The organism is Methanospirillum stamsii (genome assembly GCF_003173335.1).
Classification (GTDB): Archaea; Halobacteriota; Methanomicrobia; order Methanomicrobiales; family Methanospirillaceae; genus Methanospirillum; species Methanospirillum stamsii.
In genome coordinates, this window is sequence record NZ_QGMZ01000006.1 from 176593 (window position 1) to 200313 (window position 23721).

Annotated in this window: 23 protein-coding genes; 7 read left to right on the top strand and 16 right to left on the bottom strand. The window is 42.4% G+C overall.

Annotation, left to right across the window (positions count from 1 at the left end):
- Nucleotides 1-51: 51 nt before the first annotated feature.
- Nucleotides 52-2160, bottom strand: coding sequence for a methyl-accepting chemotaxis protein (locus DLD82_RS02565; RefSeq protein WP_181391209.1), 2109 nt, complete (start codon nucleotides 2158-2160; stop codon nucleotides 52-54).
- Between the two features lie 131 nt (nucleotides 2161-2291).
- Between DLD82_RS02565 and DLD82_RS02570 the strand changes: the two genes are divergently transcribed.
- The 3 genes from DLD82_RS02570 (at nucleotide 2292) to DLD82_RS02580 (ending at nucleotide 6529) form a co-directional block, all read left to right on the top strand.
- Complete coding sequence (locus DLD82_RS02570; RefSeq protein WP_109939537.1) at nucleotides 2292-5012, top strand: cation-translocating P-type ATPase; 2721 nt, start codon at nucleotides 2292-2294, stop codon at nucleotides 5010-5012.
- Between the two features lie 94 nt (nucleotides 5013-5106).
- On the top strand, nucleotides 5107-6027 hold the full coding sequence (locus DLD82_RS02575) for a DMT family transporter (protein WP_109939538.1): 921 nt from the start codon (nucleotides 5107-5109) through the stop codon (nucleotides 6025-6027).
- Nucleotides 6020-6529: an O-acetyl-ADP-ribose deacetylase gene (locus tag DLD82_RS02580; RefSeq protein WP_109939539.1), complete on the top strand. Its 510-nt coding sequence runs from the start codon at nucleotides 6020-6022 to the stop codon at nucleotides 6527-6529. The genes DLD82_RS02575 and DLD82_RS02580 overlap by 8 nt, the downstream gene beginning before the upstream one ends.
- Before the next feature lie 107 nt (nucleotides 6530-6636).
- Here the strand turns inward: DLD82_RS02580 and htpX are convergent, their stop codons facing one another.
- Nucleotides 6637-7515 (bottom strand): zinc metalloprotease HtpX, encoded by an 879-nt coding sequence (htpX, locus tag DLD82_RS02585; protein WP_109939540.1) that lies wholly within the window; start codon nucleotides 7513-7515, stop codon nucleotides 6637-6639.
- Nucleotides 7516-7660: 145 nt separating this feature from the next.
- The gene (locus DLD82_RS02590; protein ID WP_245920344.1) at nucleotides 7661-8134 is read right to left on the bottom strand and encodes a TIGR00725 family protein; all 474 of its coding nucleotides are present in this window, start codon (nucleotides 8132-8134) and stop codon (nucleotides 7661-7663) included.
- A 144-nt stretch (nucleotides 8135-8278) separates the two neighbouring features.
- Here DLD82_RS02590 and DLD82_RS02595 point away from each other — a divergent pair, with 144 nt between their 5' ends.
- Complete coding sequence (locus DLD82_RS02595; RefSeq protein ID WP_109939541.1) at nucleotides 8279-8842, top strand: YqhA family protein; 564 nt, start codon at nucleotides 8279-8281, stop codon at nucleotides 8840-8842.
- 14 nt (nucleotides 8843-8856) lie between these two features.
- Here the strand turns inward: DLD82_RS02595 and DLD82_RS02600 are convergent, their stop codons facing one another.
- The 7 genes from DLD82_RS02600 to DLD82_RS18370 form a co-directional block, all read right to left on the bottom strand.
- Nucleotides 8857-10038, bottom strand: coding sequence for a radical SAM/SPASM domain-containing protein (locus tag DLD82_RS02600; RefSeq protein ID WP_109939542.1), 1182 nt, complete (start codon nucleotides 10036-10038; stop codon nucleotides 8857-8859).
- The gene (gene ahbB, locus DLD82_RS02605; RefSeq protein ID WP_109939579.1) at nucleotides 10038-10523 is read right to left on the bottom strand and encodes a siroheme decarboxylase subunit beta; all 486 of its coding nucleotides are present in this window, start codon (nucleotides 10521-10523) and stop codon (nucleotides 10038-10040) included. Before ahbB ends, DLD82_RS02600 begins: the two co-directional genes overlap by 1 nt.
- 26 nt (nucleotides 10524-10549) lie before the next feature.
- Nucleotides 10550-11020 carry an Lrp/AsnC family transcriptional regulator gene (locus DLD82_RS02610; RefSeq protein WP_109939543.1) on the bottom strand — a complete coding sequence of 157 codons (471 nt, stop codon included), beginning with the start codon at nucleotides 11018-11020 and terminating at the stop codon, nucleotides 10550-10552.
- Nucleotides 11017-12096, bottom strand: a complete 1080-nt coding sequence (locus tag DLD82_RS02615; protein ID WP_109939544.1) for a radical SAM/SPASM domain-containing protein — start codon at nucleotides 12094-12096, stop codon at nucleotides 11017-11019. The genes DLD82_RS02610 and DLD82_RS02615 overlap by 4 nt, the downstream gene beginning before the upstream one ends.
- 352 nt (nucleotides 12097-12448) lie before the next feature.
- Nucleotides 12449-13036 carry a rubrerythrin gene (rbr, locus tag DLD82_RS02620; RefSeq protein ID WP_281267969.1) on the bottom strand — a complete coding sequence of 196 codons (588 nt, stop codon included), beginning with the start codon at nucleotides 13034-13036 and terminating at the stop codon, nucleotides 12449-12451.
- Between the two features lie 133 nt (nucleotides 13037-13169).
- On the bottom strand, nucleotides 13170-13607 hold the full coding sequence (locus DLD82_RS02625; protein ID WP_109939546.1) for a metal-dependent transcriptional regulator: 438 nt from the start codon (nucleotides 13605-13607) through the stop codon (nucleotides 13170-13172).
- Nucleotides 13608-13749: 142 nt separating this feature from the next.
- Entirely contained in the window at nucleotides 13750-13896 is a 147-nt protein-coding gene (locus DLD82_RS18370) for a hypothetical protein (protein WP_181391210.1), read from the bottom strand.
- A gap of 809 nt (nucleotides 13897-14705) precedes the next feature.
- Here DLD82_RS18370 and DLD82_RS02635 point away from each other — a divergent pair.
- Together DLD82_RS02635 and DLD82_RS02640 are read left to right on the top strand one after the other, a co-directional pair.
- Nucleotides 14706-15788, top strand: coding sequence for a FecCD family ABC transporter permease (locus DLD82_RS02635; RefSeq protein WP_109939548.1), 1083 nt, complete (start codon nucleotides 14706-14708; stop codon nucleotides 15786-15788).
- Nucleotides 15785-16558, top strand: coding sequence for an ABC transporter ATP-binding protein (locus DLD82_RS02640; protein ID WP_109939549.1), 774 nt, complete (start codon nucleotides 15785-15787; stop codon nucleotides 16556-16558). The genes DLD82_RS02635 and DLD82_RS02640 overlap by 4 nt, the downstream gene beginning before the upstream one ends.
- A gap of 20 nt (nucleotides 16559-16578) precedes the next feature.
- Here the strand turns inward: DLD82_RS02640 and DLD82_RS02645 are convergent, their stop codons facing one another.
- Both DLD82_RS02645 and DLD82_RS02650 read right to left on the bottom strand, forming a co-directional pair.
- Nucleotides 16579-17709 (bottom strand): linear amide C-N hydrolase, encoded by a 1131-nt coding sequence (locus DLD82_RS02645; RefSeq protein WP_109939550.1) that lies wholly within the window; start codon nucleotides 17707-17709, stop codon nucleotides 16579-16581.
- Nucleotides 17710-17886: 177 nt separating this feature from the next.
- Complete coding sequence (locus tag DLD82_RS02650; protein ID WP_109939551.1) at nucleotides 17887-18657, bottom strand: TrmB family transcriptional regulator; 771 nt, start codon at nucleotides 18655-18657, stop codon at nucleotides 17887-17889.
- Between the two features lie 356 nt (nucleotides 18658-19013).
- Between DLD82_RS02650 and DLD82_RS02655 the strand changes: the two genes are divergently transcribed.
- Nucleotides 19014-20114 carry an ABC transporter substrate-binding protein gene (locus DLD82_RS02655; protein ID WP_109939552.1) on the top strand — a complete coding sequence of 367 codons (1101 nt, stop codon included), beginning with the start codon at nucleotides 19014-19016 and terminating at the stop codon, nucleotides 20112-20114.
- Nucleotides 20115-20177: 63 nt separating this feature from the next.
- On the opposite strand, the gene DLD82_RS18375 is transcribed toward DLD82_RS02655, so the two are convergent.
- The 4 genes from DLD82_RS18375 to DLD82_RS02675 form a co-directional block, all read right to left on the bottom strand.
- Complete coding sequence (locus DLD82_RS18375) at nucleotides 20178-20351, bottom strand: hypothetical protein (RefSeq protein WP_181391211.1); 174 nt, start codon at nucleotides 20349-20351, stop codon at nucleotides 20178-20180.
- 89 nt (nucleotides 20352-20440) lie between these two features.
- On the bottom strand, nucleotides 20441-21523 hold the full coding sequence (locus DLD82_RS02665; protein ID WP_181391212.1) for an ABC transporter substrate-binding protein: 1083 nt from the start codon (nucleotides 21521-21523) through the stop codon (nucleotides 20441-20443).
- 222 nt (nucleotides 21524-21745) lie between these two features.
- The gene (locus DLD82_RS02670; RefSeq protein ID WP_181391213.1) at nucleotides 21746-22216 is read right to left on the bottom strand and encodes a methyltransferase family protein; all 471 of its coding nucleotides are present in this window, start codon (nucleotides 22214-22216) and stop codon (nucleotides 21746-21748) included.
- A gap of 34 nt (nucleotides 22217-22250) precedes the next feature.
- Nucleotides 22251-23678, bottom strand: coding sequence for an MFS transporter (locus tag DLD82_RS02675; RefSeq protein ID WP_181391214.1), 1428 nt, complete (start codon nucleotides 23676-23678; stop codon nucleotides 22251-22253).
- Nucleotides 23679-23721 lie beyond the last annotated feature (43 nt).

Consider the following 23721-nt stretch of genomic DNA (forward strand, 5'->3'; position numbering starts at 1 on the left):
CATTATCGGAACACTTATTCTTTACCAGATACACCGGCAACCACCCCCGAATCATTGAGTGCTGAACCTGCCCATGGACTGGGATATTCTGTCTATTGATGCTGTTGAATCGGTAATGACCCGGGTAATCTGGTCAAGGGCTGCAGATGCCTCTTCTGTAGCAGCAGATGAGTCAACCGCTTCTTTTGCAGCCTGTTCAATTAGATCCCCAAGTTCATTGACACTTGCAGTAACCTCCTCGACAGATGCTGCCTGTTCCTCACTGGCTCCTGCCACTTCACCAACCCTGATTGAAACCGTTCCAATTGCTTCAGCAATTTTGTTAAATACCGTAAGGGTTTCTCTCACGGCAACATTTCCTTCTTCAACATCCACAAGAGATGTTTTCATGGACTCCGTCACTGCCTTGGATTTCCTTTGAAGGTCTGAAATGAGGGTCGCAATTTTTTCGGCTGATTTTTGAGATTCCAGGGCCAACGATTTCACTTCATCAGCAACAACCGCAAACCCAAGGCCTGCATCACCAGCCCGGGCTGCTTCAATGGCTGCATTGAGAGCCAAAAGATTGGTCTGGTCAGCAATAGAACTGATAACATTAACAATGGTCCCGATATCCTCCATCTGTTTTCCAATCTCACCAACGACCTGATCAGTTTCATTGACAGAGCCGGAGATCTTTTGCATGCCTTTTTCTACCCTTCCAACCAGAGAGGATCCTTCCCGTGAGAGATTATCGGTTTCCTGGGTCAGGTTTGCTACTTCATTTGCCTGTCCTGCTACAGAACCAACGGTAACCGAAAGGTCACTCATCGCCTGAAGAACCTGTGATACACCTTCTCCACTCTTTTCAGAGAGATCACTGACAACAGAAGCATTATGTGCCAGGTTTTGAGCTCCGGCAGTAACCTCCTCGACACTGGCACTGGTCTCTTCCATTCCGGCAAGGAGTGAATCAACTTCCTTTTTGACCTGACCAATTGCCTGGCCGGTTTCGATACCAATTTTATTGAGTGAATCACGGAAAGGAATGAAATCCCCTTTTACCGTGACATTTGTACTGAATCTTGCAGAAAAATCCCCGAGTGCATATGCTCCGGCAAGGTTCATTGCTTCATTTACCGGACCAATGATATTATCAAGAGTAGTATTGATTCCAGCGATGATGTCACGGTAACCTCCCTTAAACTGATCAGCATCTCCCCGGATATTTAAATCCCCTTCTGCTGCTCCATTTGCGAGGGTTTTGGTCTCATCGATAAGACTGTTAATTGTTTCAGCGGTTAGCTTTAATGCAGGGCCGATTTCATCCCTCTCATCCATGATTGGGATAGATGACACTTTTTCTCCGCCGGCTATCTTTTTCATGATGCCGATAACTTCGTTCTGGAGATTATTTGCAAAATTATCCATGGTTCCGGAGAGTTCTCCAATCTCATCTTTCCTGGTCATTCCAAGTCTCATGCCGAGATGGCCGTGATTCATTTCTTCGATCATCTCAACAGTTTTTGAGAGAGGTCCGGTGATACTCCGGGTTAAAGCATATGCAAACCCGATACCAACTATAGCACCAATAATTGTGACAATAATCATGGAGGTTTTAGCTGTCTCGGCGTTACGATCATTTTCAGCTTTAATCTCTTCGGCAACCTTAAGATTAGTCTCCATAAGGCTCGTAAGAGCAGTATTACACTGAGCCCGGTAATTTGCAAGAGGAGTCCCCGCCGAAAGAGAGGCTATGGCTTCAGGAATTTTGTTCTGTTTAACAAAGTCAATAGTTTTCATTGATTCCGAATAGTACCCTTTATAGGCAGTCTTAAAGGTCTCGAATATCTCTCGTTCTTCAGGATTTAGATTAACCTTATCAATGAGAAGAGTCTGCTCATCAACAAGTTTTAATGCAGCATCTCCTGATGCCAGACTCACTTCCCGTTCTTCCGGAATTAGCATAGCCTTGTATGCATCCCCACGGAATTGTGTGAATGCTCCGTTAATGACACCGATATACTGGATTGGAAGAAGGCGATCCTGGTACATTTGATCACTCTTATCTGCGAGATTACTGATGAAAACAAAGCCCACCCCGGCAATTATTAACATTATGACTATCGTAAGCAGAAATCCACCAATCAATTTCTTACCGATTTTCACATTTTCCAGCATTTCCATCACCTGATGATGTTCACTATGACATACATCTTTATAAAACAGATCATGATCATTACATACTTATGCGTGCTTTTCTATAACCCATTATAAGAAATGCTTTACTTTCTCCGGTAAAATGGCTACATATGGCCCCGGACGAATCATCTCACTGTAAAAAGGAGATTAGATGGCATTCACTCCCGGAACCTGCAATACTGGAAAGACTGGTAACGGAAAAAAATGGTCTTACCTCATCCGAAGCCAAAACGCGACTTTTAGAATTTGGAAAAAATGAACTTCCGGAAGGGAAAAAAGCATCTGTAGTAACGATATTTATTAACCAGTTCAAAAGCCCGCTTATTTATGTTTTAATAGCAGCAGCCCTGTTATCCCGGTTTTTAGATCATCTCACCGATACTGCATTCATTACCATTGTAATACTCATAAATGCAATAATCGGCACAATCCAGGAATGGAAAGCAGAACAGAGTGCCAAAGCGTTACAGCAATTATTCAAAATAACCGCTGTCGTTTCCCGTGACGGAAAGGAAATCCGTATCCCGGCAGAAGAACTGGTTCCCGGAGATCTGGTTTTTCTTGAATCCGGAACACGTGTACCGGCGGATATTCGTCTTATCCAGGTAGCAGACTGCTCAATTGATGAATCTGTGCTGACCGGGGAATCAGTACCAGTAACAAAACAGCTTACATCTCTCCCAGATGACATTCCCCTTGGCGATCAGGTAAACATGGCGTTTGCCGGAACAACTGTGGTCAGAGGAATCTCTCGGGGGTATGTTGTGAACACTGGCATTTGCACAGAAGTTGGAAAGATTGCCAGTGCTGTTGCAGATACCATTGGTTCAAAACCGCCACTCATTATCAGGATGGAAAAATTTTCCCAGCATATTGCAATAGCAGTTCTGATTGCAACGTCAGTTCTTGGCCTGATTGCTGTATATCAGGGGATGGGCATTATTGATGTGTTCTTTTTCGCGGTAGCTCTTGCAGTATCTGCAATTCCTGAAGGTCTTCCGGTAGCTCTCACGGTGGTACTTTCAATTGCTGCTCACCGGATGGCTAAAAGAAATGTTATTGTCAGGAAGATGACCGCAGTTGAGAGTCTTGGATCATGTACCCTTATAGCCAGTGATAAAACCGGTACCCTGACAATGAATGAGCAGACCGCCCGACTCATTCTCCTGCCCGGACGTGAAGAGTTTTCGGTCACAGGAACCGGTTATTCGGGCGAAGGTGAGATAATTTCCAGTTCCGGAACACCAATTTCTGACCAGGAATCCCTCGACCTGCAGAGACTGACCCGGATTGCCACCTTGTGTAGTGAAGCTCAGCTGAAATTGGTTGAAGAGAAATGGCACTATTCCGGAGATCCGGTAGATGTGGCATTTCTGGCTCTTGCCAGAAAATCCGGTCTTGACACCACCCACATTCAGGAAACCATTGACCGTCACTTATTCATCCCTTTCGAAGCCGACCGCCGGTATTCTGCTGCAGCGTTTTCCAGTTCAGAAGGAGAAATATTCGGGATTAAAGGAGCAGCAGAAGCAGTAGTGCCTAATTGTACCCGGATGAGAACAAAGGAAGGAGATATTCCGGCAGATAACAGCATGCTTCTTGCAACCGCAGAAGAACTTGCAAAGAACGGGTACCGGGTTCTCGCAGTTGCACAGGCAATATCACCAGGAATTCCGGATGATCCAATAATAAACGGGCTTCCACCACTTGTATTGCTGGGTTATGTAGGATTTATCGATCCCATACGGCCGGATGCACAAAATTCTGTCAGGCAATGCCAGATCGCCGGCGTAAAGGTGGTTATGGTAACCGGAGATCATCCGGCAACCGCCCTTGCCATTGCAAGAGATCTTGGAATTGCCGATAGCCAGGATGAGGTTCTCACCGGCATGGAAATTGATGTCCTTGGATCGGTAGATATCCCGGAATTTTTCGATCTTGTCCAAAAAGCCCGGGTATTTGCACGGGTCACACCGGTTCAGAAACTTGCCATTGTTGATGCTCTCATCAGGATGGGTCACTTTGTTGCTGTCACCGGCGACGGGGTAAATGATGCTCCTGCTCTTCGCCGGGCACATATCGGGGTTGCAATGGGTTCAGGAACTGATATTGCAAAGGATAATTCATCGATGATCATTACCGATGATACCTTTTCATCAATCGTTGCCGGTATTGAAGAAGGACGTTTTGCATATGATAATATCAGAAAAGTTACGTATCTGCTTGTTTCAACCGGAGCAGCAGAAGTAATTCTCTTTACCTGTTCCCTGATAGCCCATCTTCCCCTTCCGCTTCTTGCTGTACAGCTCCTCTGGCTGAACCTGGTCACAAATGGAATCCAACATATCGGTCTTGCATTCGAACCTGGGGAAAAAGGAGCAATGGAACGGCCACCACGGCCACCTTCCCAGGGTATTTTCAATAACCAGATGATCAGCCAGATCCTGATATCTTCAGTTGTGATGGGACTTGTCGGGTTTATTGCCTGGTATTATATGATACATACCGGAGTAGAGGAAAATACCGCACGAAACCTTGCAGTCCTCCTCTTTGTGCTCCTTGAAAATGTCCATGTCTTTAACTGTAGATCTGAGTATGTATCAGCATTCAAAACACCTCTAAAAAGAAATCTTTTCCTTGTAGGATCAGTATTAGCGGCCCAGACATTTCACCAGATTGCAATGCATGTTCCAATCCTCCAGGAGGTTTTGGGACTTCAGCCAGTAACCTTATCACAATGGGTAGTACTGTTTACCCTTGCATGTACTACAGTCCTGGCAATGGAAATATTTAAACTGATTGGGCCGGGATTTCTAAAATATCACCGATAATTTTTCCGGATAAAACTGCCGGATTCATATTCTTGTTTTACCAGATGTATACACAGCATTCGGGTCATTATCCGGCATGTGATGCCAATAAACCATGAAGGACATATTCCAAAATCCCGGCACGACATACGGGCAGTTGTTTGTTGTTATTGGAGCAGCTCTTATCAGTTTTTCTCCGGTATTTGTCGTCCTCTCCGGAGTAAGTGCGACAACTTCGGCATTTTACCGGATGGCACTCTCCCTTCCTGCCCTCTTGCTACTGGTTATCCTATACAAAGCAAAATTATGGCAGGGAAGGAGACAATTTGGAATCGCTCTTTTATGCAGTATGGCATATACCCTTGATCTTTCCTGCTGGCACCAGAGTATTCTTCTGATAGGACCGGGCCTTGCAACAATCCTTGGGAATTTTCAGGTCTTTGTGCTGGCATTCTATAGCATCATAGTATTTCATACCAAAGTTACTGCACGGATTATTCTTGCGATTCCGGTATCAATCATCGGGCTCTTTTTAATTTGTGGACACGGAATTGAGGGAGGAACGGATGGTTTTTTTATCGGCACTATCCTGGCTCTTTCAACCGCCATCTGGTATGGAAGTTACGTCATCCTCCTTCGCTCCCTGCAGGTTACCTTTGATCTAAGCGGAAAGATATCCACTCTCTGCATGATATCAATCCTGACTACGATTATTACCGGTGTCATTGTTATCCTTACAGGAAACAGTTTTACAGTCCCTGGAATCGATTCCTGGATGTATCTCACCGGTTATGCCGTCATCTGCCAGGTTGTCGCCTGGGTTCTCATCTCTGTCGGACTTCCCTTTACCACTCCGATTAAAGTGGGACTAATTCTCTTACTCCAGCCTGCCGGGGCATTTATCTGGGACATACTTATCTTCCGGCTGCCATTTACCAGCGTAACCCTTGCCGGAGTATTTCTCACTCTCGGTGCAATATACTTGGGATCAACCAGTGATAGTTCACCAATCCCACAGGTGAGAACTGATGAATGACTGTGTTAAAGTTATAAAAGCGGATATCACCACCCTTCCTGTTGATGCAATCGTAAACGCTGCTAATAATTCTCTTCTTGGTGGTGGAGGAGTTGATGGAGCAATACACCATGCAGCAGGTCCAAAGCTGAAAGAATACTGCAGGAAACTTGGAGGGTGTAAAACAGGTGAGGCAAAAATTACTCCGGGTTTTTTACTACCTGCAAAATTTGTGATTCACACCGTAGGTCCGATATGGGGCGAAGGAAATGAAGAGCAGAAACTTGAAGACTGCTACCGTAATTCTCTACTGCTTGCTGCAGATAATGGATGTAAAACCATTGCATTTCCTGCCATCAGCACGGGAGCGTATGGGTATCCGGCTGATAAAGCTGCTGGTGTAGCGATCCGGACCATCAGAATCTTTCTTCTACAGAATAGTTCAATCGACCAGATCATTCTGGCATGCATGGGAAACCATTCATATGAAATCTTACACAATGCATTACAATCCATTATGTAAAAAAGGAACGGAATCAGGAAATATTCCGGACCAGAGACTGCAAATCTGCTGGGATCTTTCCAAAACCTTCTGCTGGAGATAATGGAAAAAGGAAAAAAGAAAATTTATTAATATCCACGGATTTCTGCCCGGACTTTTTCAAGGTTCTCAATCCGCTTCTCAAGGGCGGGGTGAGTTGAGAAAAGACCGGCAAGGGTCTTTCCGGATAAGGCCGGAATGATATAGAAGGCATTTGCACCTTCAGCGGCTACTTTTGCCTGGGTTGGCAGACGATCCATCTTGCCACTTATCTTCTGGAGTGCTGATATCAGGGCATCCGGATTATTGGTTATGTATGCTGCACCCCTGTCAGCTGCAAATTCACGGTACCGTGATAATGCCATCATCAGAAGTGTTGCAATTACCCATACCACAGCCGCAACAATTCCGGCAATAATCCAGGCTCCACCTTGTTCACGGTTGCTGAAAAGGGAGGCAAAGAGGAAGTTATTCATTATCATGGATGCAATCATGGCAACAAAACTTGCAACCGTCATAGTCAGAATGTCCCGGTTCTTGACATGCGAGAGTTCATGGGCCAGCACTGCTTCAAGTTCATTCTGATTCAAAGTCTGCATGATTGAGTCAGTTACTGCAACCACGGCATGCTTCGGACTTCTTCCGGTTGCAAATGCATTCGGCATCGGGGAGTGCATCACAGCGATACGGGGTTTAGGAAGTTCTGCTTCTGCGCATAATTTTTCAATAGTCCGGTGGAGTTCTGGTGCTTCATCGTATTCCACAATCTTCGAACCGGTGCTCATAAGGACCAGTTTGTCGGAGAAGAAATACTGGACAAAACCCATAACAACAGCTATTACGATGATAAAACCTGAAGGAAGACCTAATGCAAACAGGACTCCCATAAATACAAGATAAACAAGTAAGAGCAGTGCCCAGGTCAGGAATATTCGTCCTGTCAGGCCTGCATCACGTTTCCACTTCATATCGGTCTAAGGTACTTTACTCTTCGAGGATAAAGAATTATACCAAAACAATAGATAACCAGTCTGAAGTTAAGAAGAAAGGATTTAATCAGGAATCGGAAATGTGCATCCACCGCACCATTGGGCGTATAATCCGGCAATCATTTTAATCATCCTTTCCAAGAGCCAGCTGTACTGCTTCACCAGGTGAACAGCACCTGATAACCCCCGGAATGTCCCATGAAAAAAGACCAAATACCGGAATGCCACTCTTTAATGAATAGGATATTTCAGATAGTGTGCCATATCCACCCCCAATGGCAATGACTGCATCACTTGAACCGACCAGAATTACATTGCGTGCCTGATCCATACGTGTTTTTATTGTTATGGTGAGGTATTGATTACCTTCAGCACCTGGCAGAATACCAACCGTACATCCTCCGGATTGAAACGCCCCCCTGCATGAAGCTTCCATAATGCCTCCCATCCCTCCTGAAAGGAGACAAACTCCTTTACTGGCAAGAAGAGAACCTACTTCTGTCGCTACCTGTAGTTCAGAAGCACTTGGATCAGAAGCTCCAATCACTGCGATCTGTTTTTTTCGGGGACTTGATGAAAAATCATCATTACTCATCATAATCCATATGAAACATAATCACATAATCATGTTTTTTTGACAGGCTCATGATGATTAAAAAGAAAAGAAGACGGATTGATCTATTTTTCAATATTCTGGTGGAAATGCTTATTGCTCACAAATTACCTAATCATCAGGAATACCATGATAAAAAAGATCAATCAGCGGGTTGAAGAGTCGTTTGAATGCAGGATATTAAACCCGGTGGAATACTGGCTCTGGAAATTCAGATATGTCTCATTTCTTGCAGTCATTTTCTGTGCTTTTGCATCGGTTGCCCTTTTTTTAATGGGAACTATTGAAATAATTCACCCGGTTTCTGAGATCTTTCTCGATACTGCCGGGCTGAATCCGGGACATGAGGCACTTGAAAATGAAGAAGTCCTGAAAGGGTTTATCAGGGCACTTGACCTGTATCTTATTGCAGTTTTCTTCTTAATCTTTAGCTTTGGGTTATACGAACTCATCATATCGAAAATTGATGTTGCCAGAGATGCCTGTGATGACGTTGAACATCCGCTTCTGCAGATAACCTCGCTCGATGAACTCAAAAGCAAGATCATCAAGGTCATCATTATCATCCTCATCGTGGCATTTTTCAAAAATGTCATATCGATGAAGATAATTGCAATAAGTGATGCATTCCTTCTTTCTCTGGCTATTCTGGCATTGTGTATCGGTTCATATTTCCTGACCAAAGAACACTAACTTTTTTTCACATTTCAGACATCTACATAGCAGAACGGATCCTCTGCGGAAAAATCTCCGGTTTTATAATATGCCCGGACCCGGCATCCTCCACCACAAAGCTCAAGGAACTGGCAACTACCGCATTTGCCACCAACCAGAGATTCTTTCTTTCTAAACTCCGTAAGAACAGGATTTTTAGAGTCTGACCAAATCTGTGAGAATGGTTTTTCACGAACATTTCCCAGGTAAAAATCAGGCATACGGGCAAACTGGCAGGGATATACATTACCTTCAGCATCAATATTTGCAACCCTGGATCCTGCACTACACCCGCCTTTTAATGACTTCAGGAGGTCATATGCATCATTCAAATCTGGAGAATTATCCCGTTTCATGGATTCTACCAGGTGAATACAATCCTGAGGGGCATCAACGGTAAGAAACTCCATCGATGATGAGGGAGTACTTTTAGCCCGTTCGTACATGAGCGATAACACATCGCGTACTTCATCTTTTGTCAGTTGAAGCCGATCATACACATCACTCCCCCGTCCACAGGGGACTAACCAGTACAGACAAAACCTGCTGGCACCAAGTTCCAGTGCAAGAGAAATCAGTGGGCCGAGTTCTGCAATATTCTCCCGGGTCACGGTAAATCTGATACCAGTCCTGACTCCCGCCTCCTTACATGCAGAAAACGCCTGAATTGTCCGGTCAAATGCACCCGGACTGTTACGGAACCGGTCATGAATTTTTGCACTGGCCCCATCCAGTGAGATACCCACATAGGTGATAGCACTATCCCGGATCTTCTTTGCAATATCAGGGGTGATGAGTGTTCCATTAGAACTTAATGCGGTTTTTATCCCCTTCTTATCGGCATATTCAGCAATACGAAAGAGATCGCTCCTCATAAGAGGCTCTCCGCCGGTGAGAAGAATCAGGGGGATTTTTATCTGTGCAAGGTCATCAATGGAGGCAAAAATTTCTTTGGTAGAGAGTTCATTCCTATCTGAAGCATCCGGGCCGGACCGGCTGTAACAGTGCGAACATCCAAGATTGCAGGCATTGGTAAGGTTCCAGAAAACAACAGGCCGTTGCATACCTGAAAATGCAAGATACTTCCCCGGAATATTGTCAGGAGCTGTTTTTTTGTGTTTCATTACCTCGCTGACGGTTCCTTTTCCATGCAAACACTGGGTAATCCGGTTCATTACAAATTCTCCCCGGAAAAACCTATCCTGACATGTGGAACTCGTTTACATTCCTCAGTGCTGAATAAGATAATATATTGTTCAATTCCAATCTGCTTTGCCATTGACCTTATCTCTTCGGTAACAATTTCCTTTTCATATCCATGATGCACCGTATACAGAGAATATTCCCATTTCCCCGGTATTGAGACCCGCTCATAACAATGAGTAACTCCGGGGAAGGCTGACAACAAATGCCCTGTCTTTTCCCGGTCAGCGTCATGAACATTCCATGCAACCAGGGCATTTGCGGTGACGCCAACTTTTCTCTGGCTAATTCTCGCCTTTATCTTCCTGATAACTCCGGTTTTTTTCAAATGACGGATCCGGTCAAGCACTTCATCTTCAGAAATACCAACCCGTTCTCCAATCAATGAAAATGGCTGAGCATGAAAAGGCAGTCCCTTTTCAAGTTCTTTGATAAGGGTAATATCAACGCTGTCCATATCTCTTACACCAGACTTTTTAAAACTCACAACGGGAACCGGACATCAGCCTTGTACTTTTTCACGGATATGAGATTTAACACATCATCTTCAGGGATGCCGGTTACTTCCAGAATTTTCACCAGCAGTTCATTCAATGATTCCATATCTTTTCCAATGAGAGTAAACCAGAGCGAATAATAATTATCCCTGATGAAATTATGAGTTACCTCTGGAAAAGAATTTACTAATGTAGCAATTTCATGAATTCTCTCTTCAGGCAGATGAAAAGCGATGAGTGTTCCTGCATTCATTCCAAGAGTTTCCGATTCCAGCACCGGTGAGATACTCCGGAGAATGCCGGCCTTTTGAAGGGATGAGGATCGATTGATAAATTCCTGCTCAGATATTCCGGCCTTTTCTGCCAACTCCCTGTACGGAAATGATGTAAGGGGAAAATCATCCTGGAGGAGATCGAGGATTTTTATATCAGTCTGATCTGGAAGTTGTGAATTCATGATGATCCTGCAGGGCTATAGGTACACCAGGGATCAGCAGAACACAGATCTGCAGAGATCTGTTCCGGGGGCATAAGGCCATCACACCATCCGGTTGAAAAAGCATCCTTGCCCCGATATGCACGAGCCCTGCATCCCCCACAGATAGTTTTATACTCACAGATTCCACATGACCCGGTTAACGCGTTCTCATCCCGGAGTGCGGTAAAAATTTTGGAATGATACCAGATATCATAAAATGAAGTCTCCCGGAGATTTCCAGAACTTACCGGAATATAGGGACAGGGAGTAACATCACCATTTGCATATATCCTGCAATATGTAATCCCTGCGATGCATCCTTTTCCCCACCGGGGATTTATGATACCCTCTTCTTCTGCAATCCTTCTGAACTGGGGGGCACAAGTGGGCCTGACATTGATATCCACATCCCTCGAGGCAACAAGCATTTCCCGGATAATTCGTTCATACTGTTCAGGACTTTCTACTCCCATCTCTTTTCCCCTGCCAGTACTGACCGGGAAAAAGACCTGAAAATTACGGACACCAATTTCTCTGCCAAAGGTGATACCCTTCATCACTGCAGTTATTTCCGGGCGTATTACGGACATATTAATCTGAACATAGAGCCCCTCCTCCAGGCAGTACCGGATGGCTGATACAGCTCGTTCCCATACTCCGCTAACCCCCCTGAATGAATCATGAATTTCCGGATCATCTGAATCAAGGCTTACCGCAACTGCTTTCACCCCGGATTCTTTTAGTCTTTGTACTGTTTTTTTATCAAGAAAGTATCCGCTGGTCCCAAGACCGATACGAAGACCCTTTGACGTTCCATATCTGGCAATGTCAAAGATATCCGAACGACAAAGCGGCTCACCTCCGCTGAGTATCAAAACAGGCCTTCCAACTTCACAGATCTGATCGATAACATGAAAGGCTTCTTTCGTTGTGATAACATCTGCTACTTCTCTGTCTCCTGCATCAACATAACAATGATCACATTTCAGCGGACATTTGAGAGTAATATTCCAGGAGATTAGTGTCGGTGGCTGTTTTTCATTAATCAATTTCATAGTCCTGAATACAGGATCCGGGATTTTTTTCTGACGACTATCGTTTTGATGTAAAAATTTACAGTACTAACGAATCTGATTATTACCTATCTACCAGTAAACTCCTGCTAACACCATATTGAAGGTCAGAGAGATGAATTCCCCGGCAGGTATCATCATTTATTTCTGATTACCTTGATGTCTAACTCCGCTAATAATAATTCTTCCGATTATTACCAGGCATTCATGCAGACATGATAATGAAACAATGGCGAGACATCAGTATAAAATGCTTCAAAAAAACGTTTATCAACTGTTAATCTAAAAAAAGATACAATTTAGCCGGAAAAATTCAGATCAAAAAGAATGGAGATTAGTAATTCTCACACCAGAGTTCAAAGTATCCTTGGGCATGTGCACATACCGGACATGGATCAGGAGCACTGGCATCTTCATGGACATATCCGCAGTTTCTACACTTCCACTTTGTCGGTGCACTGCGTTTAAAAACGATGCCCTGCTCAATGTTTGCGAGAAGTTTGCGATACCTTCTCTCATGAGCTACTTCTGCTTTTGCTACATTGCGGAAAATTTTTGCAATCTCCGGGAATCCTTCCTTATCCGCAACATCTGCAGCCTCCGGGTACAAGACTTCCCACTCATGGTTTTCACCATCGGCTGCTGCTTTCAGGTTCTCAAGAGTGGTCCGAATCTGTCCGGATGGGTATGAAGAAGTAATCTCTGCTTCTCCACCAGGCAGCTGTTTGAAGAACAATTTTGCATGTTCTTTCTCGTTGTCAGCCGTTTCAGTAAAAATCTCAGCAATCTGCTCGTATCCTTCCTTTTTTGCCACGCTGGCAAAATAATTATACCGCATGCGAGCCTGTGATTCTCCGGCAAACGATGCAAGAAGGTTTTTTTCTGTTTTACTTCCTTTAAGTTCCATGATAATCAGCCTCATGCAGGAGCATGAACAAACGTTGTCTGTATTGGTACCTATCTGTCCGGACAAATAAAAAAGATGGCTGATCCGCAACAAGGGTTTGTCTACAGAAAAACCAGACCCTTAAAAAAGCTTCTGGTGATTGATAATACTATTTTTTTTCCAGAACCATCTCAACAAACTGTTTTTTGATTGTTGGATCTTTACAACACTCTTCAAGAAATCCAACCATATTAAGCAATTTTTGGTATGACTGCTTTGAAAGGCCGTGTTCCATGATACAGGCATCATGATCGGCAACTGATGAATCCACACCAACCAGTTCAAGCAGATGACAAAGCATTATATGAGATTGTTTGGTGCGCTTTGCAATTCCCAGTCCCTCTTTGGTTAGCGTTACCCCCCCATATGGCTCGTAATTGACCAGTCCTGCATCCTGGAGTTTTTTAAACCCGTCCGTCACCGTGGCAGGAGTAATTTTCAAAGCAGCAGCAATGTCACGTGACTTTGCATACCCTTTTTCCTGTGAAATCTCGTAGATCGCTTCAAGGAGATCCTCATTCCTTCTCGTAACTTTTTCTTCAGCCATGTAATACATATGTGTGAAAAATGCTCAGATACTACACAGACCCATTTCAGCCACGTAATGGTATGTTCTTATCTACCATATAATAATAAGAACCATGGTCTGCACTCTTTTAAAAGTATATTGCAAAAATGGCATACGGATATCAGAAGAGTTGTACGATAAGGAAGAGTAAAAAGACCGGTGGCAATGGTACGACCATGAAAAGCATATTATTACCGGTCAGGCTGATGCTCTTACCTGCAAAGGCGATTTTTCGAGGAATCTTAAACGTTAAAACTCTTTTTATCATAACCTCCGGACAATACCGGATATACCGGCTGTCTGATCATTACTTCCTTTTTTGGTTCATATGAGTAGTTCCCAAACCTTTTTTCTAAACCTGCCAACAAATAAAAAATCAACCATATGACAATCAGAATTACTCAAATACGCAGAAAAAATAATTTAACAGAATTATTACAGGCTCCCTGAATTGGATCATGGCAATATCCTTTTTATACACCATTCAGAGGTCCGATATTTTTCAAAAAAAATACTCCCAAATAACCACTGTTTTTAAAAATGAAGCACGATTTCAGATCAAGGCTATCCGGTTCCTTAAACGCCACCCAGAAAACCAAAAATTTCAATTATTTTAACAAACCAGGACAGGATTACTCCCCTATATTCGAACGCTATTAGTCATGAAACCAGGCCATACAATTGTATAGCCAAAGGGTAGATCTTTCAATACCGAGGCGATATATGAACGATTTGCTGCACCCAATAATAGCATATATAATTTAACTTTTAAAAAATTTAGGGGTTTGTGGTATTGCCCACCAAGAGATCAAAACATAATTGGGACCCGTATTGGGATTTCTATGCCAAATAGAACCTCCCCGCTAATTTTTCTACATCAATAATAACAATGATTCAACAAATAATTATTTCACCAAAATTTCTTAGGTGACAGTATATCTGAACCTACATAAGATACCTAATCTCTCAATGATTATTTCCACCATCATACCATTTGCAATCATGCCAGAAGAGCAACATAAAATTTCCTGACTGATCTGATAACATTACAATTTTTTTTAAAACATATGGCACAATATGACAGAAGGTAGCATTTCCTGTGGTATTCATAATGAATCAATTTATGATATTTACCACAAGTATACCCGGAAAAAAATCCTGTTCATTGCAGGACTGATTCTCTTAATAATCGTACTTATCGGAGTTGCTGCATCCATTGGTTCTGCAAATCTTCCATTATATGATGTTTATGCAGCTCTTATAAGCAGATTTTTTTCCTTTGGTCCGGAGAGCACCTGGACCGCAGATGTGGTTCTCTGGAAACTTCGTTTTCCCCGGATATTCATGGCTATTTTTGCAGGAATGGCTCTTGGGATAACCGGAGTAGTAATGCAGAGTGTTCTCAAAAACCCTCTTGCTGACCCTTACATGATGGGAATCCAGTCTGCTGCAGGATTCGGAGCGTCACTGGCAATAATTTTCGGAACCGGGTTTCTCTCCGGTGGATATCTCATCGCAGGAAATGCATTCTTATTCTCACTCATTGCAGTAGGAATCATCATCCTGCTCTCCGACATGAAGGATGCTTCAGCAGAGACCATGATCCTGACGGGTATAGCGGTGATGTTTTTCTTTTCTGCGATGACGACATTTATCCAGTATTTTGCCGAGGCAGAAGCGGTGAAAAGTGCTATGTTCTGGGCAGTCGGGGATCTTGGCAAAACCAGTTGGGATGATTTTTATATCGTCATACCTCTGCTTGTCTGCTGTTTCCTCTTCCTGCTATGGAAGACATGGGACATGAATATTCTTGCCGCCGGAGATGAAACCGCAAAAAGTCTTGGCATTCCGGTAAGAAGGGTCAGAATAACCATCATGATTGTTTCGTCACTTCTGGTATCCGGAGTGGTCTGCTTTATTGGTGCAATCGGATTTGTAGGTCTTGTATCTCCTCATATCTGCCGGCTTATCATCGGAGGAGATAATCAGTACCTTCTGCCGGCTTCCGGACTTGTAGGAGCAGTTCTGCTCATTGTTTCAGACACGGTTGCCAGGACGATTATGAGTCCGGCAATCATACCGGTAGGTGTTATTACCGCATTTATCGGAGTACCGTTCTTTATTTACCTTATTATGTTTCGTAAGGGGGAATTTTGGTGACATTATCATTTGAAGGAATAACACTCTCATATGGCACCGTCCCGGTGCTTCATGATCTCTCGTTTGAATTTTCAGACGCTGAAATTGTTGCAGTTGTCGGTCCAAACGGATCAGGAAAAAGTTCGCTGGTTAAATGCCTGAACCAATTAGTAAAACCACAAAAAGGTTCAGTTCATCTCGATGGTGAATGTATAAATGAACTGCATCCACGGGAAATTGCAAAAAAATTCGGGTATGTTCCCCAGAATTTCATGGATACCTTTCCGGCAACGGTCATGGATACCATCCTGATGGGAAGAAAACCCTATTCTAACTGGAGATCCGCAAAAGAGGATATCGTAAAGGTTGCTGAAGTAATGCGAATGTTAAACCTTGAACCATTTGCTCTCAGATACCATTCTGAACTCTCCGGTGGACAGAGACAGAAAGTCATGATAGCCAGGGCTTTTGCACAGGAGAGTAAAGTCCTCCTCTTCGATGAACCGACCTCTCAGCTTGATATTAAACACCAGCTTGAGATCATGGATCTTGTGAGAGATACTGTCCGGATGAAAAAGATCCTTGCGATTCTAGTCGTCCATGATCTCAATCTGGCATCCCGGTATGCTGACCGGATCATCATGATGCGTGATGGGAGAATTCAGGCTGTTGGTGATCCCAAGGATGTTCTGACCGAAGAAAATATCAAGGCAGTATATGATGTGCAAAGCCTGGTGATGCATGATGGGGGGATACCCTGTGTAGTTCCCAAACAAAGAATTGAAAATTAATTTTTTCAAACTTTTATTTCTTACATCTCCTGAAAGAAATATGTCAGATCTGTATAAAGGGGTGACATTTCTAATACAGGATTTGGATCCACCGGAATGAGGTCAGACGCGTCTTTCATGAAGTCTATCTTTGAAAAATCAATTTTTCGTATGCTCTGATCTCTCCAGCTCCGGTAATAATAAGCAGGATTTGTATGATCCCTTACCACGGTGAGATAGGTGTAATCATCTCCGGGAATGGATCCAACTCCCCTTATCTCGAAAAAGGAGGGCTCATTCCCAAATGCTACATCAACTGAATTCAGAAGATGGAATGCCTGACTGATATCACCCATTTCATATGGGATCTGCTGGTTATACTCGTTGAGTTTTGATAACCGGATAAACCGGTCAGACATGGATACGCCACCCGGTAGTCCTTCAAAGTGATTTTCAGGCATTGAATTCTTATAGTTTTCAAGGCTTGCTAGTTGCAGGGGATACACCGGTGAGTTTGTCATGACCCCATAATTATCATCAACCATGTCACCGTCATAAATATTCATTACAGGATTGTTATTCTCATCTTCCACCCATTCGATAATCATACTCTTCTTACTAGCATCATGAACACAGAGGTGGAGAGGATACGTGCTGTCAAGTCCCTCCGGGGCCCAGATCTCAACAGATGAAAGTCCTTCTTTGACCTCATCGAGGGTTTTGAAATTTCCTGCAATCCATCCGGGCAGATCAAGGTAAAACAATGCATTTTGAGGATTTGTTATATTATGGGGAAACTGTGCCTCATTTAACCAGAGGAAAGAGGCAGAGAGACCTGCTTCATTCAGAACATCCAAATAGTAGAGATGCCCTTCGTTGTACTCCTGCATTATTCCGGCAAAGTTGGCAACCCCCACAAAACCATAGGTATTATTCCAGGAAAGACCTGGTTCATCAGGTATGAGAGATGATAATGAAATATCGTTCTGTCCCTTGGGTTCCATGGCAAAATTTGTATCCGTCAATGTTGAGTAGAGGAAATCTATTGTCCTCCCGGATATTACATTATCGGGGCTTGAATTTTTCAGAATAAACTCAGAGCAGCCAGACACCGGAAAAATAACAAAAAGAATACCGATTATTGCGATAGCAACCCAAGTACAATTTCTCATAAATCATACATATCCGTTGAAATTAATATGTATATCGTTTAAAAAAGCTGAAAACTATCCATTTTATCAGCGGCAGTATCATCAGGGCGAGAAGTACTAAATCTATAAAATCACAATTGATGCAAATAAGAATAGTTATTCAAAATTCCGGATTATTTAGGACATGATGATCATTCTCTAAAATTCAGATATACCGATACCGGGCTCATAAATCCCTATGAGTCTCCGGGTCATGTAACAGAGTGTTGATACATTGATAACATTTCCACACTTTTTCCCGTGTATGAAACCGATTGAAAATGCTTTTTTTCCATCAATGAGCAGAAAGAATTCTTCTTCAACCCGGTCATACTTCATCTCATTGTAACCGGAATGCATCTCCTCGAAAAATTTAGCCAGTTCTTTGCTCATCTGCCGGGTCTTAAGACCTAATCCGGTGAATTTTCCTTTATCAAATACAAGAATGCTAATATCCACCTTCTTTTTTACTGCAAGTAAAGAATTTTTCAACTGTTTTAAGGGCTCTGGTTCATTCGTTACAATGATGATCTCCTTTTCAGCATCCCGGATAATATTTTTCGCCATGATCTGAATTCCCCGCTCACTGTGAATTGTCCAAAACGGCGTATATAGCGAGGATTCAGTTTTAAACTGCATAAGATCCCGGATAAGATCATCAATTGAATTGCAATAACTTTCACGAATTGATGCAAATACTTCTTTAGGATCCTGAGCGGCATAATATGCAGGTGAACCTGCCTGTACTGTCACAAATCCCTGGGTTTCAAGGTTATTCAGAACAGTATATATTCTTCCCTGAGGAACTCCTGATTTTTCACCAACTTCCCGTGCCGAACTTTTCCCGAGGGTTAGCAATGAGAGATATGCTTTTGCTTCATATTCGGTGAGATTGTATTTTTTTAGTCTCTCGATCATATCATGGTACATTACAACTCATCTGAGTTGTCCAAGTACATGGTTCTTTTTATCTCCTCCTCTTCAATAATTTTCAGATAATATCTACATAAAACTCTTGTTAATTCGCGATATTATGGTAATCTGTAAAAATCCCTTATGTTTTCGGATAAAGAATTATTTAAGAAAACTTTAATGAATATTTGTTAAAATAGAACAATATTTATTGTGTAATAATCAATAATTGAGTGTCAGAGTATCTAATCTGCATAATGATTATTCAGGATATTTAAATTAAAACCTGAATTCCTTATGAATTAGTCAAAAATCTTCTGATAATGAAATCGAACACTTATGTATACCGGAAATAGTCTTGGAAGTGAGGGAGTTTGAAACAATTATACAGAGTATCTCTTTGTTGCTTTCTATTAGCACTGGTCTGCTTTTGTTCAGCAGAGGGATCAATAACAGTAACAGATGATCTCGGTCGTGAGGTCACACTTGAAAAACCAGCAGAAAGAATCGCCTTTGAACATTATGCACCTGCTGAAGCTATAAAGATAGTCGGTGCATGGGATAAACTCGTTGCCCGGGACGGATATATTACTGATGAGGTATTTTTCCCAAACCTGGATGCGATTCCGGCAATCAGCCCGGAAAAACCAACCGGAAAGCTGGATCTCGATTATGAAAAGATCTATGAACTAAGGCCGGATCTTATGATTGTCCAGAAACAGGATTGGAATGATGATCAGTACAATGAAATGTTCAAAAAATTAGAACCCGAAATCCCCGTTGTTATTCTGGATTTCATTGATCCTGTTTCCCAACCGGATAGTATTGAGAAACTGGGAAAATTAACAGGTACCGAGGCAAGGGCACAAGAGTATGCAGATTTTGTCAGGAGTATAACCTCCAGGATTAATGCAAAGACATCAGTGCTTGCAGATGAGGAAAAACCAGATGTCTTTTTCAAAGGTCCTGCCTACAAACCAGAGCAGATATTCACCTATGGGAATGGCATGAAATTATGGGCTAATATGTTGAATCTTGCTGGCGGAAGAAATGCCGTGGACAATCAGAGTGCTGCATGGTTTGAAGTAGATCCAGAATGGCTTTTAAATCAACCAATAGACATCATGGTGGTACACAGCCGTGAAGCAATGTATCCGGATATTTTTGGATACCAGGCACAGGACCAGACAGTAGCAAAAGAAAAGGCCGACTCTCTCATAAAAAACCTCACATCTACTCCGGTCTTCTCCGGCAATGACGCCGTGAAAAATAACCAGGTATACCTGATTGCCGATCCTCTGACCGGGACACCCAGGTCAATTATCGGTGTTGCCTACCTGGCTAAATGGCTCCATCCTGAACTTTTTAGTGATATGAACCCTGAAGAGATTCATCAGCAGTACCTGAATTTTATCGGGGCTGATTACAATCTGAAAAACACAGGCCTTTTTGGGTATCCGGGTGAATCATCGTAAAACAAATAAAAATCTCTTTTTTCTTTTGAAGGGATGTACGTTGAAAGCAAAACAAGAAAAAATTTACCATGTGATGCGATGAAATTTTAAACGGGTAAGTTTTTTAATTACTCTTCCGGGTAAAAACATTGTTGTTTCTTTTTTGGAAATTTCTTTGTATCCCACCACATACATACCCGGGTACTTGTTCTTTTTTTTTTCAATCACCAACGGCCTTGTTCCTGCTGTATGATTCATATAAATCATTCCAGATGGTCCCCCAATAATTCTGATCTTGCATATCTGCTCCACATGAACTAAATTCCAAACAAAAATAGGAGGAAAAATCAGGGATAGGCTAAAATCCCGACATTATCGAGATCGATATCTGACCCGATATAGGTATTCAGGTATTCCTGGTGAATCTGCTTTGGATCTAAATCTTCAAAGAGCTCCGGGTGTATCCATTTTGCAATATATGCTGTTCCAATAAAGGATTTTGGATTGTTTGCAAGTTCCCAGAACTGGATAAAGATCTTATTATTTTTCACCGCATCAGAATTGGCATAGACTTCAAGATTTTTCACATCTGAAATAATTGAATCGGCTTCTTTTGTTGCATGAGCGGGATCAGTAGCCATATACCCAAATGACTTTGACTCACCAACAGCAGATAATTTACCTTTTTCATAAAAACACTGAACAATGATATCATCAATATCCTGGTTTATAAGCCATTCAAGGTCAACCGTGGATCTTCCTCCGGGCAAATCTGCAGCAATACTTTTACCACCGGCGATATCACACATCTTTCCCCAGAATGGTGCCTGTTTTCCATAGGTGGTGATTGTTTCGGTCCCCATTCCTCCTGAATCAAGGAATATGTTTGGTTTTTCTGAGTCAGAAAGAGAATTTGTTTTGCTTTTTATAGAGTCGATGACCTGATCATGAAATGCTGCATAAGCATCAGCCTTATCTGATGTACCCAGGATTTTACCTAATTTTACAATATTGTCAGCATTTTCCGGTTCACAAAAATCAAGCATGACTACTTTAATATCAGGTTCCAAAGCCTGGACCATTTTTTCATATGCATCTTTATCACCGACCCATTGGATAACCACCACATCGGGGGCCACACTGGTTGCTTTCTCAAAGTCAATCCCATGAGGGTTATTAGGAGAGTTAATCACAGGAATTTCATCAAGATTTGGATAAAAATCAGTATTTGACAACGTAGCATCTCTTCCGACTACCTTATCCCATCCTCCGGCAAGAAGGATACCCTCACCCGCTGATGGATGAGCAAAAGCTACCCTTTCTACCGGTTTATCAAACGTAATGGTTCTTCCCATGTCATCAGTTATTTCAATCGGTGTTTCCAAAGCCATAAGTCCCGGAACACCGGCACACATGAGAAATACACCCATAATCATACAATAAAAAAATTTGTTTAGCATAATACATCATATTCCATAATCTGATTTGCATATCCGGAGCTGATTTTCAGGAGTGCTGATATCAGCGATAGTTAGATCATAACAGTTTAATTCTAACTACTAAACACTATTATTTATTTGGATGATAAATGGATGAGCCGAAAAATGAGAGGTTTTTTACGTATACCTAAATTTCCGGGAACTCTTTTTTAGTTATACCCATCGCCGAACATCTTTCTTATAGTTCAGATAATCCATTCCGAAAACCTGTTCCATTTTCTTCTCTTCGATGGGTATCAAAACAACGTGTGCCAGTAAAAATAATGCTACCGGAAAGAAAAACACCACCAATGAGCCAAGAAACACTGCCAGACCAGACATCCATATAACCATTCCCAGATACATCGGATTACGACTAAACCGAAAAGGTCCGGATATAACCAATTCAGTCCCGCCTGATTTTAATTGAAACCCGGTCTTTTTGCTCCTGAATTCCTTAGCGGCTAGGGCCATACATCCAAATCCTGCAATCATAACAATTATCCCCAAATAAGAAAGAGGGGGCGTTATGATAACCTTGAGTGGAAACAGATAGTTGAGCAATATGGGCAGTACAATCAGTACGATTAATTCTATAATTCCAGACCTTCTTTTTTGTCCTGCACTATTCGATTTCATTTCCATCTTTGTTACCTCATCTCTCATTCAAAAAAAGGTTTTAAACTTTTTTATACTGCCGGATTTTTAGTATAAATCCTCCAAAACAAAACAAAGCACCCACCATCATCGCTTGTGTTGTTGCACTGGTAATAAGAGAAGTATTGGCATTCATGATTTCTCCATTAAACCCAGACATATGAAAGACGAACACAAAGACTATTGCTGCGATTGATGATCCAAGAGTCATTGCAAGATGTCTTCCGGTATTACTTAACCCGGATGCAATTGCAGACTGCTGGATAGGCAGACCTCGCATTATCTCAATATTTACAGGACTTTGAAAAAGCGTGTATCCAAGGCTGTAAACCACAAGTGCAGCAAGGAGAAGCAAAAAATGCATGGAACCTGCAAATAGTCCGAGACATAATAACCCGGATGCTCCAATTATTAATCCAAGGCTGGTATAGTGAGGCCAATGGGTTTTATCATACAGTTTTCCAATGATCGGGGTTCCTATTACAAGAATTCCGGAGACCAGCATGAAGACAAGTCCGATCTCAAGCGATGACAGGTCCCAGACAATTTCCAGATAAAACGGAAGAGAGACCTGAAGAATATAGATGGCACTAAAAAAAGCCATCATGGCAATAAGCGGGACAATGAAAGTTTTTTGTTTAAAGACAGAGAGATCCAAAAGAGGTCTTGGCTGCTTCTTCTCAATAAAAACAAAACTCACCACTAACAGGACGCTCAAAAGAAGGAATAATGCTCCAAACCAATACAGGTCCGGACCATGTACCATACACCCAAGACCGGCCATGAATGATACCATGGTTAGCACAAAAACCGCAGCACCACTCCGGTCCATCTGAAAAGACCGGAAGTTATCAGGTTTTGAGCAATCCATTGAGCGAAGGCCGAGTGTTATCAGAATTATGCCAATTGGGATATTAATCAAAAAAATAGCCTCCCATCCGGCTAAATCCAGAAGAAACCCCCCAATTACCGGACCGCTGATACTTGCAAGGCCGATAACAGCACCAAGAAGACCGATGGATGTCCCCTGCTTTTCAACCGGAGAATTCTCAAATACGATAGCCATCGCCAGAGACATTGCCATTGCTGCTCCAATCCCCTGGATAATTCTCGTAATAATAAGAGTCAAAAGATCCGGAGAAAAGGCACAACCAAGAGATGCCAGGGTAAAAAGAGTGATCCCGGATAAAAATATGAAATTTTTCCCATAATAATCCGCAAGTCTTGCGAAAATAAGCATACATGCAGTCATAGCAACCAGATACCCGGTAATGGTCCACTGAGAACTGGCGATATCAGCCTGAAAAGCCGCGGTAATACTCGGTAATGCAATCGTGATAATTGTACAGTCAAGAACGGTCATATATGCCCCAAGAAGGGCGACAAGACGAACCCATTTACCTCTATCAGTGGCATTTGATGAAGTAGATTTGATATTTTTCGTTAGCATATTTTTTCCTGTTGTTTCATCAATGGTGGGAATTGATCTATCT